The organism is Anaerolineae bacterium (genome assembly GCA_013178015.1).
Lineage (GTDB): Bacteria > Chloroflexota > Anaerolineae > DRVO01 > DRVO01 > Ch71.
The window spans coordinates 19,295-36,534 of the sequence record JABLXR010000001.1; the positions used below are offsets into that span (position 1 = coordinate 19,295).

Genomic DNA, 17,240 nt, shown 5'->3' on the forward strand with positions numbered 1-17,240 from the left:
CATGCCTGTCCTCCCTCCCAACCGGGACCTGGGTGATCTGCCCTACCACCTCCTTCGGCCCCTCTTCCGACAGTCCGAGCCCTCACCCAGAGACTGGCGATCGGTCCTCATTCTGCGCCCGTGTTGCATAGGCGACATCCTGCAGTCCACGGCCTTGGTGGCCGCCCTGCGTCGCGCCCTGCCGGGGATTCGCCTGGGCTATGCCGTGGGCGCTTGGTCTCGCCCGGTGCTGGAGAACAACCCCCACATCGACCAGCTGGTGGATACGGGCACCGTCGTCGGGGGCAGGAAGCCCTCACTAGGGGCCTTGCTGGGCCTGGTCAATCGCCTCCGACGGGGCGGGTGGGACGCCTGCTTTGTCCTGGAGCGCTCCCCTCTCTTCTCCCTGGCCGCCTGGCTGGCTGGCATTCCTGATCGCATTGGACTGGACAACCAGGGCCGAGGTGTCGCCCTTACCAAGCGAGTACCGCTGCGACCGCGCCGCCAGGAGGCTGAGGCCGCCCTGGACCTGGCCCGAGCCGTAGGGTTGGACGTGAGTGGAGTCACGACCGAGTTCTACCCCTCTGAGGCCGACCGACTCGAGGTCGCCAGGTTGATGCCGGGCAACGGCTCCCCGTGGGTGGTGCTGGCTCCTGGGGGCGGCATCAACCCGGGGACCGAGCTCACCGCCAAGCGCTGGCCAGCCGAGAGCTTTGGGCGTCTGGCCGCGCGGCTGGCCAGGCACGGCTACCTTTCCCTGATCATTGGCGGACCGCAGGATCACGAAGCGGCGACCATAGCCGAGCAGGCCAGCGAGGGTGCCTCGCTCAACCTCTGTGGCCGCCTCTCTCTCAGTGGGTGCGGGGCCCTACTGCAGCAGGCCAAGCTTCTCGTCGCCAATGATACCGGAGTGATGCACCTGGCCGCAGCCGTCAATACGCCCGTGGTAGGCCTGTTTGGCCCCACCGACCCGGCCATGTACGCCCCCTACGGCGTCCGCCACCGCGCCATCTGGCACCCACAGCCCTGCAGCCCCTGCTTCCGCCAGAAGGAGCGGCGCCCCCAGTGCGCGATGGAGTGCATCCGGAGCATCACGGTGGAGGAGGTCGAGGCCGCGGCGCTGCAGTTGCTGGCGTGACTGCCCGACCAGGCTTGCGGGGGAGCGCCGTCGGATGGCGGTCGCTCGGCACGGCAGCGGCGATTGGCCTTCTCCCCTTCCTCCTCTTCTGGCGCCTGCTCACCCCTGTGGCTGCGGACCGGGCTTACCTGGTCGAGGGCGACCTCTCCTCCCAGTACCTTCCCCTACGAGTCTACGCCGCCACCCGACTGGCCCAGGGCGAGATCCCCCTTTGGAGCCCCTACGTCTTCGGAGGCCAGCCCGGCCTGGCAGACATACAGACTGCCCTGCTCTACCCGCCCAACCTGGTGTGGCTGGCGTTCCGAGGACCCGACTTTGGCATGCAGGACTTGCAGCTTCAGGCCGTCCTGCACCTCAGCCTGGCCGCCGTGGGGATGTACTGGCTCGCCCATCGCTTGTCCTCCTCGCGCCTCGGGGGGGCGGTGGCTGGAGCTGCCTTCGTTCTGGGCGGCTGCCTGACCTCGTTCCCGGTACAGCAGATCACCATCCTCTCTACGGCTGCCTGGCTGCCGTGGCTGCTTCTCCTTCTGGATCAGGCCCTGGAAGGGCGCTTCCCCCTAGCCCGGGGCGGCGCCGCCGTGGCCGCCATCACCGCTCTGACCGTGCTGGCGGGCCACCCCCAGACGGCCATGCTAGCCGCCTACGCCGCCCTAGGCTACGTTCTCTGGCGTCGGCACTGGACCCACCCTACCCGTGCTCGGATGCTCACCGTGGCGGGCGGAGCGCTGCTGGGGCTGGCCCTGACGGCCGTCCAGCTGCTGCCCACCCTCGAGTTCATGTCCCTCTCGACCCGCAGCTCACTGGGATTCGAGGCCGCCACTGTCGGGTTCGGGCTCCACGAGATCGCCGGCTTGCTCTACCCTGGCTACTTCGGAGGCACCCCTCAGTATGCCGGTGCAGTAGTCCTGCTTCTGGCGACAGCAGCAGCGCTCTCCCTGCCCTGGCGAGAGACGGGCTACTGGCTCGGCCTGGGGCTGGCAGGGTTACTCCTCTCTTTCGGTGGGAGTACGGCCTTGGGTCCCCTGATCTATATCCTGCTACCCGGGTTCTCCGCCTCTCGGAACCAGGAGCGGACCGTCCTGTGGCTGGCTCTAGCTCTGGCGGTTCTCGCCGGCCTGGGTGCCGCACGCGTAGCGATGGGGCTCGCGGCAGAGGGATCATCAGCAGGGCGAGCCCGCCGCTTCCTCCGGCGGGCCACCGCCGTGGCGGTGGCCTTCGGCGGCCTGCTCCTCGCCGGGACTGGCCTGCCCGCTCCGGACTCGGGCGTGAACCTGTTCGGCGGCTTCCTCAAGCAACACGTCTGGCTGGTGGCCGGGCTGGGCCTGTCCGGCATCTTCTGGCACTGGCGCGCGCGCGGCCACGTGTCCGACCACTGGCTGGCTACGGCATTCGCCCTTCTATTGGCCGCCAACCTGGCTAGCGTCAACTGGCGCTACCACCTGGGAGAGGCGTCGCCTGCAGTGTCACGGCCGGGCGCCTCCCTGTCCGCTCTCCTACGCACTCGCCTGCAGCCGGGACAGCGAGCCTCCACCGGCGGCCTGCTCCCGGAGGGGCCCAACGCCGGGCTTCTCTACGGCTTTGCCGACACTACCGGCAACACGCCCCTCAGGCTGCAGTCGTACGCCCGCTTCCAGGAACGCGTCGCGGAGTGGCGGCAGTGGCAGCTGCTTTCGGTAGCCATCGTCTTGCTGCCTTCATCGGTGCAGCCCGAGCGGGACCCTTCGGCGGATCCAGGGCAGGCTCTGGCCCTCGTCCAAAGCGGGGAGCCCTCCGTCTACGCCCTGCGCCAGCCGGCCCCAGCGGTGCGCCTCGTGCACCAGCTGGAGCGCGCCCGAGACGAGGAAGTCTGGGAGCTTCTGGCCGGAGAGCACCTCGACCCCTCGCAGGTCGCAGTGGTCTCGCCCGAGGCAGAAGTCTCGGTGATGCCAGCCACCATCCCGCCCACGCTGGCGTACGTCACCTGGGAGCCGGAGCGAGTCGAGGCCGGCGTGACCGTCTCGAGCCCCGGGCTGGCTGTCTTCTCCCAGGTGGCCTACCCCGGCTGGACCGCCTACGTGGACGGTCGGCCAACTGAGTGGGTGCTGGCTGACGGCCTGTTCCTGGCCGTGCCCGTCCCCGCCGGCACCCATGTAGTAGCCCTCGAGTACCGGCCCGGGTCGTTCCGTGCCGGCGCCGGGCTTTCGGCGGTGGCCCTGGTACTGACTGCGGCCCTCACCGTCCGGCCATGCCTCCTCCACCGGTGGGAGCTACACCCATGAGAGGCCGCCTTCCGTCGCTCTTCCCCATCCCTCGATGGGTGCTTGCCCTCACAGGCGTGGCCCTGCTTCTCGCCCTCGCCCTAGGGTGGGCGTCTCAGACGAGCCTCCTGCGTCGCTGGACTGGGGAGGAGGAGCTCCTGCCCCAGATTCGGGGCGTCTGGCATCTGGGCTCTGGGCTGCTGCGCCCTCGCCCAGAGACCGCCGACTACGTGCCGGTGCAGCACGCTGGAGTCAACCCCTTCGGGGTGAACACCTTCCTGGAGCAAGAAGTGGAGCCGGAGAAGCGCGAGCAGGCTGTGGCCATGATAGCCCAGGCTGGCTTCCACTGGGTGCGCCAGGAGTTTCCCTGGGAGGACATTGAGATTCACGGGAAGGGCGACTTCGAGGATCGCCGCACCGAGCCTCACCGTTCGGCCTGGGACAAGTACGACCACATCGTGGACCTGGCGGAAGCGTACGGGCTGGAGTTGATCGTCCGCCTGAGCAACCCGCCCGCTTGGTCTCGCGCTGCCGGCAACGAGGGTGGCACCCTGGGCCCCCCAGACGACCTGGCCGACTTCGGCGACTTCGTGGAGACGGTGGTTCGCCGCTACCGGGGCCGAGTGCGCTATTATCAGATCTGGAACGAGCCCAACATCTATCCCGAGTGGGGCGAGAAGCCGGTCAACCCCGAGGAGTACGCCCTCCTGCTCCGCGAGGCCTATACCCGGGCCAAGGCCGTGGACCCGGAGGTGGTCATCATCTGCGGCGCCCTGGCAGCCACCATCCAGAACGACCTCTACCCTTACGGGATGAGCGACTTCGTCTTCCTGCAGCGGCTCTACGACGCCGGCGCCGCTCCCTACTTCGACGTGCTCAGCATGCAGGGCTACGGTCTATGGAGCGGTCCCTACGATCGGCGCATGAGGCCTCGCGTGCTCAACTTCTCCCGCCCCATCTACGTTCGGGACTTGATGGTGAAGAACGGCGACGCGCACAAGCCCATCTGGATTTCGGAGATGAACTGGAACGCCATTCCCCCGGATCACCCCGCCCACCCCATGTTCGGGCGCTACAGCCTGGAGCAGCAGGCGGAGTACGTGGTGGAGGCGTACCGGCGGGCGCAACTGGAGTGGCCCTGGGTGGGAGTGGTGAACCTGTGGTACTTCAAGCGGGCCACCGACCTGGAGCAGGACCAGCCCATGTACTACTTCCGCATGGTCGAGCCCGACTTCACCCCCATGCCCGTATACGCCGCCGTCAGCCGGCTTGCCCACTCTACTTCCGTGGTGGGACTGGGCCTACACCAGGAGGACCATTGGGCCCTGCACTACCAGGGCGATTGGCGGCGGGAGGAGGTGCCCGAGGCACAACTCGGCACCGTGATGTCCACTACCATAGGGTCACTGGCCCTGCGCTGGCGCGGCACCGATCTTCATCTGACGCTGCGGGGCCCAGGAGCCATAGAGGTGCAGACCGACTCCCACGGGGAGAAACGCCTGGAGCTCGACGGGGGTTGGGTCACTTTTCCGGTAGCGACCGGCCTGGCGGACGCTGAGCACGACACCACCATCGTTGTTGTCGGCGGCACCATCTCGGTGGACGCCCTGACCGTCGAGCGCCATGTCTCATGGGTGGGGATGGCCGCGGCGGCGATCGCCCTCGCCTCTCCCGTGTTCGTAGCACTGACGCTGCGGCTCAGGGCTCGGCGCCAGGGCGGCCGGCTGGCTCACGTCCACCTGAGCGACCACGGGCCCCAGCAGCACCATCAGCTACCGGAGACTGGCCCTCTTGCCCTGGCGCAGCTGATCCAGACCCTGGCCATCGATCAGTTCTCCGGCAGCGACTCCGTGCAGCTGGGCTCCTTCAGTGTGGCCCACAGCAGCGGGGCCCGCCTGCTCCTCCAGCAGCTACACCGAGCCTTGACCTTCTGCCGGAAGCACTTGGAGTCACGCCCCGGTTAGCTGCGACGGGCGGCCAGCATCTCGACCAGCTCCTCCAGTGCCTGTCCCGGTCCCGGTTCGGGAGCTGCCGCCCGTAGGGACTGAAGCGCACGCTCGTACCACTGGGTGGCTAGGTCTTGGCAGTGCTCCCGCGCTCCGGAGGCCTCGATGAGCGCCCTGGCGCGTCGGACCGCGTTCTCATCGCGCTCGGTAGCGGCATACAGCCCCGCCAGCTCTTGCGCTTGGTCCCAGGGGAGCGACCGAAGGGCGTGCAGGAAGGGCAGAGTCTTCTTGGCCGAGGCAATATCCGAGGATCCGGACTTGCCCGTCTCCTCCTCCTGACCCCAGATGCCCAGCACGTCGTCCTGGATCTGGAAGCCTATCCCCAGCTCCCTGCCGAAAGCCCCCAACAGGTCCGCTCGCTCGGCGTCGGCTCCCGCCACGGTGGCTCCTGACCAGGTGGCGAAGGAGACCAGGACGCCCGTCTTACGCTCGATCATGGAGAAGTAGTCTTCCCAGGACACATCGGTTGCGGTCTCGAACCCCATGTCGAGGTACTGCCCTTCGCAGATGCGCACACAAGTGGATTGGAGGGCCTCTGCCAGCGATACGATCAGATCGGACGGTACCTTCCCCCGCAGTCGCAGCAGGGCCCCGTAGGCAGCAGCGAAGAGGATGTCGCCCACGTTGATCGCCTGGGCGGCCCCCCACAGGGCCCACACCGTCGGGCGATGTCGGCGGAGCGGGCTGTTGTCCTGAATGTCGTCGTGGACGAGAGAGAAGCTGTGGATGAGCTCCACCGCTGCGGCCAGAGGCAGCGCAGTATCCGCGTCGCCGCCGCAGGCTTCACAGCTAAGGAGACAGAGAGCCGGACGTAAGCGTTTGCCGGCGTCCGCCTGCACCGGGCGCAACTGCTCGTCCAGCCAGCCGTGGTGGTACTGCATCATGCCATAGAGGCACTTGAAGCGCTCTGACGGGGCAGCTAGTATGTCGCGCAGCAACGAGTCCACCGCGGGAAGATGACGGTCGAGCGCCGGGCGCAGGGTCAACTGGCGTCCTCCGGTGCGGGATAGGGGCAGTGTACGCTGCCCCTTGCCCGAATGCCAACCGGGCGCACGGCTTCGCCGTTCGTCGAGGTGATCGCAGGAGGGTAGCTAACATGGCAGTTCGCATCGGCTTCATCGGCACGGGCGGCATCGCTCAGATGCACCTGCGCAACCTGCAGCGCCTGGAGCAGGCACAGGTGGTCGGAGTGTTCGACGTGGATCCGGACCGGGCGCAGGCGGCCGCCCTCATGTTTGCCGAGGCTCGAGTCTACCAGAGCTATCAGGCGCTCCTGGAACAGGGCAGCCTGGACGCGGTGTACGTGTGCCTGCCCCCGTTTGCCCACGAACGACAGGAGATAGACGCTGCGGCTGCCGGGGTCAACCTGTTCGTGGAGAAACCCATCGCCATCACCATAGAGCGGGCTCGGGAGATCAACGAGGCCATCCAGCGTGCAGGCGTGATCGCGGCGGTGGGCTACAACTGGCGCTGGCTGGACATCACCGACCGGGCGCGGGAGATACTCAAGACCACCCCTATCGCCTTGGCCTTGGGCTACTGGCTGGGCGGGATGCCCGGCGTCCCCTGGTGGCGCCGCAAGGACCAGTCCGGCGGCCAGATCGTGGAGCAGACGACCCACATCTTCGATCTGGCTCGGTATCTGCTGGGCGAAGTGGAGTGGGTGCACGCAGTCGGCTTCCAAGGGCTGATGAGCGACGTGCAAGACTACTCCACCGAGGATGCTAGCGTGGTGACGCTCAAGTTCGCCTCCGGAACCATCGCCACCATCGCCTCCACCGACTTACTGCCCAGCGGCGCGGGTAAGATCGGACTGGACCTAATCGGCCGGGACGTGCGGGTCGAGCACGCCAACCGCACCCTCACCGTCTACCGGCGGGGCGAACGCACCACTTACGACGCCCTCGTAGACCCCTACCTAGTCGAAGACCAGGCCTTCGTAGAGGCGGTGGCCACCGGCGACGCCTCCCGCCTGCGCTCCACCTACCCCGATGCAGTGAAAACCCACCTGGTGACCATGACCGCTAACCGGTCGCTGGAGACAGGTCAGGTCGAGAGAGTGCCTTTGGAGTAGCGAGGCCTGGAGCAGAGGTGGAAGGAGCGAAGTCGCCATGCCCAAGCCCGTGGCCCGACGCGAGGCCAAGCCTAACAAGACCATCGCCATGCGTCAGCTGGACAACCTGGGCGTGCCCTACCAGGCCTCCTGGCACCGGCCCATCCACGATGCCGAGACGGCCGCCCAGGAGCGCGGCATCCCCCTGTCGCAGATCGTCAAATCCTTGCTGGTGCTGTTGCCTGGCCGCAGGTACGCTCTGGCTCTGGTGCAGGGCGACAAGAAACTCAGCCTGCACAAGCTAGGGACAGTGCTGGGGCAGAAAGGGCTGGAGATGGCTCCCCACGACCACGTGGCGATAGTGACCGGTTACGAGCCAGGCTCAGTCAGTCCATTCGGGCTCAAGCGTCACCTACCCATTGTGGTGGATCAGGCAGTAATGGAGCTGGAGCAGGTGAGCATCAGCGGAGGCCGCGCCGATGCCGCAATCAGTCTCACACCGGGGGATCTGCTCCGCGCCACAAAGGCGACCGTAGCTGACATCACGCAGTGATACGTGACACGTGACACGTGATACGTGATACGTGATACGTGACATGCAGCGTCAGTCACGCATTACGTATCACGCATCACGCATCACGTATCACGCATCACGTATCACGCATCATCCTACCAGCCGCCTCGCCTCCAGCACATTGGGGAGGTGCTCCAGACGGGCCAGGGTGCGGCTCAGCTGGGCCATGTTGCGGATCTCCAGCGTGGCCGTGATGGTGGCCATGTTCTCCTTCTTGTGGGTCACCACGTTGGCGGCGCTCATGTTGATGTCTTCGTCCGCCACCACGGCCGCGATATCCCTCAAGAGGCCGCCCCGATCCCAGGCGCGAATGTGCACCGACACCGGGTAGCGGTGCTCGTCATCGCCTCCGCCCCACTCCACCTCGATCATCCGCTCCGGCTCGCTGCTATTGAGGATGTTGGGGCAGTCGCGCCGGTGCACCGTTACCCCGCGGCCACGAGTCACGTATCCGATTATGTCGTCTCCGGGCACGGGCCGGCAGCACTTGGCCAGGCTAGTGAGTATGCTGCCCACCCCGCGCACGTGGATCTCGGACACAGCCGCCGGCGCCTGCACGTCCTGTAAGGGCTCCTCGACCGGCGGCCTCTCCTCCGTCTCCAGCAGCCGGGTGGCCACCTGCTGCGTGTTCAGGTCGCCGTAGCCGATGGCTGCGTGTAGGTCGTCCACCGACTCATAGCCCAGCGCCGCCGCCACCTGATCCAGGCTCCCCTGGTATCCGAGGCGCTTCAGCTCACGCTCCAGCATGTCCCGGCCGAGGGAGATATTCTGCTCCCGATCCTGGCGCTTGAACCAGGCGCGTATCTTCTGCCGGGCTCGGGCAGTACGCACGTAGCCCAGGTCGGCGTTGAGCCAGTCCCGGCTGGGACCGCCCCGCTTGGCCGTAAGTATCTCGACTTGGTCGCCGCTCTTCAGGTTATAGTCGAGTCCTACCAGTTGCCCGTTGACCTTCGCCCCTCGGCAACGATGGCCCACGTCGGTGTGCACGTGATAGGCGAAGTCTATGGGCGTGGCACCGGCGGGAAGGTCGATGATGTCGCCCTTGGGCGTGAAGACGTACACTCGATCGCGGAAGACGTCTGTCTTGACGCTATCGAGGAAGTCCCGCGCGTCGGTGACGTCCTGGCGCCACTCCATGAGCTGCCGCAGCCAGGCGATCTTGTTCTCGAAGATCACGTCGCGACGGGCGCCTGGCTCCTTGTAGCGCCAGTGAGCGGCGATGCCGTACTCGGCGGTCCGGTGCATGTCCCAGGTACGGATCTGCACCTCGAGCGGCTTGCCCCCCGGACCCACCACAGCGCTATGGAGGGACTGGTACATGTTGTCCTTGGGCGTGGCGATGAAGTCATCGAAGGTGCCATGAATGGGACGCCAGAGCGAGTGGACCACCCCTAGGGCAGCGTAGCAGTCCTGGACCGTGTCCACTATTATGCGCACGCCGCGGACGTCGTAGACGTGGTCGAAGTCCAGGTCCTTGCGCTGCATCTTCTTGTAGATGCTGTAGATATGCTTCGCGCGCCCGGTGACCTCGGCCTCGATGCCTTGTTGGTGCAGGCGCTCCCGCAACAGGGCAACAATCTGCTGGATCTCGGTGTCCCGGTCCTGGCGCCGTTCCTCCAGGTCGCGGGCCAATTGCCGATACCCCTCCGGGTCCAGATGACGCAGGGACAGATCCTCCAGCTCCCACTTCATCTGCCAGATGCCCAGACGGTTGGCCAGGGGAGCGAAGATCTCCAGGGTCTCCTGAGCGGTCCGTCTACGCTTGTCCTCCGGCATGGCGCCCAGGGTGCGCATGTTGTGAAGCCGGTCCGCCAGCTTGATGAGGACCACCCGCACATCGTCCACCATGGCGAGGAACATCTTGCGCAGGCTCTCCGCCCTCGCGTCCGCCTGAATCCCTTCCTGCAGTCGGCCCATCAGGTCTATGTGGCTCAGCTTGGTCACTCCATCGACCAAAGCCGCGACTTCGTCGCCGAACTCCCGCCGCACATCCTCCAGCGAGACTCCGGTGTCCTCCACCACGTCGTGCAGAAGGCCAGCGATGATGGTACGCGTGTCCAGCCGCAAGTCCGCCAGGATCTCGGCCACCGCCAGAGAGTGCTGGATGAACGGCTCTCCTGAAGCTCGGGTCTGGCCCTGATGCGCCGCGGAGGCAAAGGAGTAAGCCCGCGCCACCGCGGGTTGCTCCGTCTCCGGGATCCTATCTCGCAAGGAGCGGGGCAGCCCTTGCACTTCCTGGGTCACAGCTTGCTGCGACCGCACCAGCGCCGTTTCGGCAACCATGTCCATCCTTCTAGCGAGAGACCGATGCAGGTCCGGGGAACACTAACCTTCATTACGGATTATAGCGCCCGGCCTCACGAGCAGCAATGAGGTGGGCGACAAGGGCGCGTCTCAGCCTGGGGGCCGGTGGCGGCAGCCACGCCCCACACCTGCCATCCCTGCCGCAGGGACACACCTCGCACTCGCGCCCTGCCGGTGGTGGGGAACGGGTGGCGGATCGGCCCATGAGATAGGCAGGCTGTAGACAGGCTCGTCGTGGCGTCAGGAGCCCCCTGACACCCTGGGAGCCTGGGGCACCCCCGTTCGAGGAGTGCGCGCGCCCACGCGCGCTGTCTCGTAACCAGCCGCAGAGCCTGCCCTCAGACCCTGTGAGGACACCGCCTGCGCGGCCCTACCTACGGCGACTGCCGCCTGAATGCACCCGTCCTCTCGATCCCGAGCTCCTACTCACGTGGGTAACACGGTGATTCCGAGATGCACCCGACCGAGCCCGGAGGCAGCGAGCTCTTGCGCCCCCGCGAAGGCGCCAACCTGCGCCAGCAGGTGAGCCGGGCCAGCCATACTCAGGGGACCGGGGTCGCCTTCTCCCCCAGCCGCCTCTCAGTCCCCTGCAGCAGCCGCACCAGGTTGTCCCGGTGGGCCACCCAGATGGCCAGAGCAGCCACCACCCCGTAGGCCACCCACCACGGGTCGCCTCCGAACACGAAGAGGTAGGCCAGGAGTGTTACCGGCATCAGGGCAGCGGTCGTGAGCGAGGCCAGCGATACGTACCTGGAGGCCAATACCACCGCGGCCCCCGCCACCATGACCGCCGCGGCGCAAGGCAGGCATAGCACCCCCAGCACCGCCAGCGCCGTAGCCACTCCCCTGCCCCCGCGCCAACTGAGGAAGGGGGTATAGATGTGACCCAATACCGCGGTAGACCCTGCCAGCACCCTCCCCCAATCTGTACCCAGGAGAACCGAGGACAGCCAGATGGCGACCACCGCTTTGGCCACATCCCCCAATACTGTCACCGCTGCTGCCACCGGGCCGCAAGTCCGGAGTACGTTGGTGCCGCCCGTCCGGCCCGATCCCCACAGCCGGACGTCCTTTCCCCACACGCGGCCCACCAAATAGCCGGTAGGGAAGCCCCCGAGCAGGAATCCGCCCAGTGCTACTCCCACAGTCCTGACCAATGCCTCTTCTATGATCGGCCTCCTTGTGTCTCCGTACTCCTGCAGAACTCCGCCGGGCGCTTGGAGTAGCGGCATCCCTCCACCTCACCGGCAGCGTGCGCTCGGCCTGGCCCGGCCTGGAAGGCAGGCCGAGGCAAGCGCGAGCCGGCCATCCGGCTGCCCCAGCCAGCGGCGACGGCCACCTACGACTGTTCACCGGGCTCGGCGGCTCGCCGGCCTCCCGCGTCCATCGCCACCTGAAGTGCACGTTAGGCTGCCAGCGCCGTCCGCGAGGCATACCGTCGGCAGGAGGACTCGGTTCTGGTCCAGCACCTTCTCTCCCTCGTACGCAGGCAGACGCTCGCCAGTCTCAGGCCGGTAGAAGCCGACCTCGAGGCGATACTCCCCCGGCGTCAGCGCCACCGTGGGAGCGATCGGGTGCTCGTCGGTGATCACCTGCCACCGAGCCCAGTGACTGGTAGGCGAGAGGCCGCCGGCCGGCTGCCCATCGTGCTGGCCCACGACCACGCTTCTGCCATCGAGCAGGTGGGCGAAGACCGTCCAGTCACGGGTCTCAGAGCCGTCTCCCGTCCAGTAGAGGCGAAGGATCAGCCCCGCGCCTTTCCGCTCCGTCTCGTACCCCACCAGGTACAGGCCGTCGCCGAAACGGCGCAGGATCGGGTTGGGCGTGCCCGGCTGCTGCGCCAGAAGCGCCGGCGGCGAAGGCACCGTGAATACCGCGGCCACCACCGCGACTCCCACTGCCGACGCCACGCTGAGACGGATGAGCAGCCTAGACCGGGAGGCCAGGAGAGCGGCCCCCACCGCTCCGGTAAGCGCCGCCCACCCGGCGAAAAAGGCTGGATCGCCGGCCACCCGCCAGGCCAGCCACCAACGGACCAGGCTAAGCACGGTCACCCAGCCAGTCCCGCGCCATCGCCATGGCCAGACAGGCCGCGCACGCCAGGGAAGTCGCAGTGAGCCCACTCCTCAAGAGCACGACAAGCCTGTCCGGAGGCAACGACGGCAAGAGCTCAGCGACAAGCTCAGCTGCACCCGTTAGGCAACACAGGCTGGTCGAGAGTGGACTCAAGAGGTAGAGGGAGAAGACGCCGGAGCTGCCGGCGAGGCACCAGTAACCAGCCCAGGTGGCCATGTGAGAGACGTAGAGCCTGGCCGGCAGTCTGCCTCGCGCCAGGAGCGGCACCACGAACGGGAGGGCCCAGCAGTAGTAATGCACGCTCTGCCAGGTCAAGGCGAACATGAGCATGTAGGAAATCGCCCCCAGCTCCAGGAACCGCGGCCGCGCCCCGCCGAGAGATTCGGCCACAATCAGCAGCAAGCCGTACAGCACGAAGAAGACGTAGACCGGATACGTGCTGCCGATGGCGTTCCACATCCCCGGCAGCAGCTCGCGATCGCCGGAGACGACCACACTGGCCTTAAGGCCGAGCACCCCCTGCAACAGCAGCGGCATCGCCGCCGCGCTGGTGGCAATGACCGCAACCAGGCCGGCCCGCTCTCGCCAACGCTTGCTCGCCGTGCCCACGAGCAGCGGCGCCAGGGCGAGAGGCGTGACCCGTGCCGACACCGCCAGCCCGAGGAAGAGAGCAGCCCGCCAGATGCGGTCACGAAGCATGTAGAAGGTGGCGAGCCCCACGAGTAGCAGACCGTACGGCTCCTGCCGACCGTAGATGTAGGTCGCGAACAGGCTGAAAGGGTTGAGCAGCCACCAACACCAGGCCCGCACCCCCTCCTCGGGCCGATCAGCCAGCGACAGGAGCACCCGCGCTCCCGCCAGGTCAGCCGCCAGATAGGGCAGCTTGGTCACGAACAGCACCCGGTTGGCCGCCGGGTCCGCGGCGAACGTCAGGAAGTGCAGGGGCGAGGCATGCAGGGCTGCACCCAGCTCCGCCGGCGGGAGGAGCAGCCTCTTGACCGCAGGCACCACCGGTGCTACAAGCCACAGGAAAGCCGCGTCAAGGTAGTGGGAGAGGAGCTGATCGGGCGAAGGATACAGGTCCCCCAGGAAGGCTATCCTGGCCGCCACCCAGTGCTCGGAGAGGTAGTCGTTGTGGGCGGCGAAGGGCATGAACAGAAGCCGCAGAAGCAGGGCCAGGAGCAACGCCCTGGCCAGCTGCCCCGCAAAGGGATCGGCCCGGTAGGCAGAGGGGATGAGGCGGCGAAGCGAATGTGCTCGCGGCGCAGTGACAACGGCAGTCACGGAGAGAGCGGCCCCTTTGGGTAGTGGATGCTTGGGCAGGGCCGCAGCATAGCACACCGACACCCCTTCTACAACGGCCCCGCGTCGGCCACTCGACGCCGTCGCCGGCACCGCTCGCATGACGTGCCGCACCGCGCTCCCAGACACCGCCGACCGCTCTCGGGACGCGCGTGCACCCTTCCCAGGGTGGGTCGGCTTCCAGGAGGAAAGGCAGGACAACTTCGGAACAGAATCCACGCCAGGGCGCCGGCAAAGGAGAAGCGCCGCGCCCCGAGGGGGCTACTGCAGCCTTTCTCGGTAGGCGGCCATCCCGCGGTAGATGGCCTCCATCTCCCCCAAGCACTCCCCAGTCAGCTCCTCCGCCGGCAGGAACAGCTTGCTGAACCCCTCGATCGCGACCTGCGGCACGTGCACTCTCCCCCGCAAGGGCACGTAGCTCAGCCGGAACTCCGGATCCAGCTCGCTCAGGGGGTAATGCATGGCCGACCAGCCACCATGCGGCAACTGGTTGCCGATGAAGGTGTGCACCGCCACCTTGCGGGCCACCTGGTAAGCATCCTCGACCTGGCCCGCCGTGCCCAGCCCGTACTTGACCATCACCCGCAGCAACTCCCCCGCTCCCCAGCCGACCTTGCACTTGGAGGGCCACAGGTACCCCTCCAGGGGCATAGCGGCGTCGAAGGCAAGCAACTCCAGGGCAGCGTCCAAGTAAGGCCGCGCCTCCTCTTCCCCTCCCCAGCGCTCCCGCACCACCTCGTAGAGCACCGCCAGGTAGGCCATCGTCGTGCCCGTCTGCCAGAACTCCTGCTTGGGCTCAGACGCCTGCACTACGTGGGAGTACCTCTGCCCAGGCGCCACGTCGGTGACCAGTTCGCCCGCCGGAGTCATCTGGGTGTAGAAGCGGCCCTGGCGCAGGTGCGCCCGGTTCAGCTCCACGAAGCGGCGGAGGAAGTCCCCCGTCACCAGGGCCCGCTCTCTCTCGCCCAGCGCCACCATCAAGTGCCCGAAGAAGGAGGAGTTGAGCGTGCCTAGGGTCGCCTGTTGCTCCACCCTCGCGGGGTCTTCCCCGATGTAGTTGAAGGTGCCCCCGCTGGAGTGCTGGTACTGGAAGATGCGCTCGATCACCGCCCGGTTGGACGCCAGCGGGTGATCGAGCCACACGGCCACCTTAAGGAAAGTCAGCGGCCGATACACCCGCTGCATCACGCGGTACTGGGGTTCCTCCTCGGGGAAGAAGAAGTCCCCATTGGGCTGCAGCGCCTCCTCGGCCGCCCAATCCAGCAACTCGGTCACAATCTCAGGCGACACACCGGCAGCGTACATGCCCCAGGCCGCCTTGTGCATGTAGCTCAGGTTGCGGTCGTGGCAGATGGGACCGTTGGGGTGCCGCCTTTCGGCCAGGTACTCACCCCCTGCCGCCAGGGACTCGCGCATCGCCCCGAGCAAGAACTCCACCTCTCGGACGCGCTCCCTGACGTCCACCCACTGCTCCTGCATGCTGCCCCCTCCCTGGACTCCGTCAGGGCGAGTATACGCACCGCGCCCGCCCCTGCCAAAGAGACCGGAACGCTGCTGCCATGCCGCTCTGGTCGTGGTGCTATCTTCCTGATCTGCGCTGATCTGCGTGCTATCAGCGTCATCAGCGTTCCATGGGCTGCCTATGGGTGAGACACCGTCACCGGAACGGGCAGGTAGTGGCAGGTCTCGGCGATGCCGTCCGAGGCACAGGCGTAGATGAAGTATGTACCCCGGGGCACAGAGCCCATCCGCAGCGAGACCTCGCGCAGGGTGAGGCCGGAGTCCTCGGGTATAGGGCTGAGCCCGACAGCGGCCCGCTGAGGCACTATGGGTAGGTAGGTGCGCCTCCCCGCCACCCCTTCCTGCTCGACAGCCTGCGCACCCGCCCAAGCCCCCGAAACGGGCATCAGCGGGATGCCGTCGAAGCCGGCCCCATCGGTGTCGTAGTAGTAGGTGAGGTCGAGGGGCTGGCCATCGGAGTCGCCCACCCCTAGGTACAACCGGAGGATCTGGTCGGCGGTCGGCTGGCTGAGAAGCCGCATCTCGTCCACGTGGAAGCGGGTATCGGTGGATACCTCCAGCGGGTCGTAGCGCATGTATCTCACCGTACCCATGTCTCGCCATGGAGGCATCGGCCTGCCCGGGTCATATCCAGCCGGGCGGTCTCTCGCCGCCAGGTCAATCACGTAGGTGTTCCAGCCTTTGTGGTAGACTATCTCGTCGGTGACGAACCCGTCTACGCCTATGTCCTGGTTCCACCACACCACCCGCCCGATCCACCCGTCCTGCACTAGCTCAGAGCGGGTGCGGTTCAACGGGTCATCCACCTTGATGCGGACCACGAGATAGCGGTAGCGGCCCGTATCCACCGGCCGACCCGAGTCAATGTTGGGCCACAGCTGCACGTCAGACTGCTTTAGGGGGCTGTAGTTTTCGAAGGCGAAGTTGGAGTCCGCCGTGGCAGAGAACACGCCGTCCTCGAACCTCCAATCGTACAACTGCCGCAGGCCGTACAGCTCCGGGTCATTCAGGAAGACATCGCCCAAGTTGGTGAGGTCCGTCCTGTCGGACATATCCCACGGATTTCCCAGCTCGGTCGTGGCGTAGTCCTGGCCCATAGCCGTCAGGTCCCACCGAAGAGTGGGAGGGTTGTTGATCCGGAGCCGCTGACCGTAGTTACTGACTACGTCGCCCGAACGCAAGTAGAGGTAGTAGTCCCCGCCGGGCAGGATGCAGGTAGGCAGTTCGTAGCGACGCTGCCCCACCAGCACCGAAGCCACCGCGTCGCCGTCGTATCCTTGAGCATCGGTGTCCACGTAGATCTGAGCCGCGCTGGTGTCGCTCAGCCCGCTGAAGTTCCAGGTGATCGTGTACCGCGGCGAGGTGCTGGGATCGGTCAACCGCACCCAGTCTACCTTGAGATCGTAGTCGCTCCGGGCCGGGTTGGGGTCTATCCGCAGTCCGTACACCGGCCCACTCTGCCAGGAACCGCTCTGGTGCGTGCCCTGCCCATTGTCCGCCGTCATGTCGAAGCTGTAGATCTTCCACCCGTTGGGGGTAGTGTCGGCCCGAGCGAAGAAGTCGCTTCCGTCCGGCCAGTCCACCTCGTGAGTCCAGTAGACAGCATGATTGCCGTTGGAGCGGTCGCTCACGTACATGCGATAGGAGAGTTGAGTGTAGCGCGAGGTGTCTATCGGATAGTTGGCACCAATCTGGCCCACCGGCCAGGCTCCCGCGAACCCCTGGAAGAGGGGAAACACGTACCCACTAACCCCGGCTGCCGGGTTGGTCACGGTGACCCGGCCGGACCACACGCCGTCGGCTACCGAGATCGAGCTTACGTTCTCCTCCCAACCGATGTCCTGGAGCTTGTCCATGTCCCAAGGGTCGCCCAGAATGGTGGTAGCAAAGTCGTCCCCGTTGCCCAGAGTGGTCGCAGGAGCGTTCAGGGTGATGCTTCCCTCGGCCAAAGCGGGCGTGGCACCGAGGGCCAGGCACGTCACCACGAGACCGAAAATGAGCACTGCTCTCGTCATTATGACAACCTCTCAACTCGGGGCTGAGGCCCCGC

The 17,240-nt window shown here is 66.6% G+C and carries 12 protein-coding genes; 5 read left to right on the top strand and 7 right to left on the bottom strand.

Annotated features, from left to right (window positions below):
• Nucleotide 1: 1 nt before the first annotated feature.
• The 3 genes from waaF to HPY83_00105 are packed head-to-tail and all read left to right on the top strand — an operon-like array spanning nt 2 to nt 5,318.
• Nucleotides 2-1,117 carry a lipopolysaccharide heptosyltransferase II gene (gene waaF / locus HPY83_00095; protein ID NPV06343.1) on the top strand — a complete coding sequence of 372 codons (1,116 nt, stop codon included), beginning with the start codon at nt 2-4 and terminating at the stop codon, nt 1,115-1,117.
• Nucleotides 1,114-3,375 carry a YfhO family protein gene (locus HPY83_00100; protein NPV06344.1) on the top strand — a complete coding sequence of 754 codons (2,262 nt, stop codon included), beginning with the start codon at nt 1,114-1,116 and terminating at the stop codon, nt 3,373-3,375. Before waaF ends, HPY83_00100 begins: the two co-directional genes overlap by 4 nt.
• Nucleotides 3,372-5,318, top strand: coding sequence for a cellulase family glycosylhydrolase (locus tag HPY83_00105; protein ID NPV06345.1), 1,947 nt, complete (start codon nt 3,372-3,374; stop codon nt 5,316-5,318). The genes HPY83_00100 and HPY83_00105 overlap by 4 nt, the downstream gene beginning before the upstream one ends.
• On the opposite strand, the gene HPY83_00110 is transcribed toward HPY83_00105, so the two are convergent.
• A complete protein-coding gene (locus HPY83_00110; protein ID NPV06346.1) occupies nt 5,315-6,346 on the bottom strand; it encodes a polyprenyl synthetase family protein in 1,032 nt (343 codons plus the stop codon). The genes HPY83_00105 and HPY83_00110 overlap by 4 nt on opposite strands.
• A gap of 110 nt (nt 6,347-6,456) precedes the next feature.
• On the opposite strand from HPY83_00110, the gene HPY83_00115 reads away from it, so the two are divergent.
• Nucleotides 6,457-7,434, top strand: a complete 978-nt coding sequence (locus tag HPY83_00115; GenBank protein ID NPV06347.1) for a Gfo/Idh/MocA family oxidoreductase — start codon at nt 6,457-6,459, stop codon at nt 7,432-7,434.
• Nucleotides 7,435-7,471: 37 nt separating this feature from the next.
• On the top strand, nt 7,472-7,966 hold the full coding sequence (locus HPY83_00120; protein ID NPV06348.1) for a Cys-tRNA(Pro) deacylase: 495 nt from the start codon (nt 7,472-7,474) through the stop codon (nt 7,964-7,966).
• Nucleotides 7,967-8,077: 111 nt separating this feature from the next.
• Here HPY83_00120 and relA read toward each other — a convergent pair whose 3' ends face one another.
• The 6 genes from relA to HPY83_00150 form a co-directional block, all read right to left on the bottom strand.
• Entirely contained in the window at nt 8,078-10,270 is a 2,193-nt protein-coding gene (gene relA, locus HPY83_00125) for a GTP diphosphokinase (GenBank protein NPV06349.1), read from the bottom strand.
• A gap of 563 nt (nt 10,271-10,833) precedes the next feature.
• Nucleotides 10,834-11,448: a glycerol-3-phosphate acyltransferase gene (locus tag HPY83_00130; protein ID NPV06350.1), complete on the bottom strand. Its 615-nt coding sequence runs from the start codon at nt 11,446-11,448 to the stop codon at nt 10,834-10,836.
• Between the two features lie 192 nt (nt 11,449-11,640).
• Entirely contained in the window at nt 11,641-12,345 is a 705-nt protein-coding gene (locus HPY83_00135) for a hypothetical protein (protein ID NPV06351.1), read from the bottom strand.
• Entirely contained in the window at nt 12,332-13,651 is a 1,320-nt protein-coding gene (locus HPY83_00140) for a DUF2029 domain-containing protein (GenBank protein NPV06352.1), read from the bottom strand. The genes HPY83_00135 and HPY83_00140 overlap by 14 nt, the downstream gene beginning before the upstream one ends.
• Nucleotides 13,652-13,930: 279 nt before the next feature.
• Nucleotides 13,931-15,148: a hypothetical protein gene (locus tag HPY83_00145; GenBank protein ID NPV06353.1), complete on the bottom strand. Its 1,218-nt coding sequence runs from the start codon at nt 15,146-15,148 to the stop codon at nt 13,931-13,933.
• Between the two features lie 161 nt (nt 15,149-15,309).
• The gene (locus tag HPY83_00150) at nt 15,310-17,205 is read right to left on the bottom strand and encodes a hypothetical protein (GenBank protein NPV06354.1); all 1,896 of its coding nucleotides are present in this window, start codon (nt 17,203-17,205) and stop codon (nt 15,310-15,312) included.
• Nucleotides 17,206-17,240: the final 35 nt, after the last annotated feature.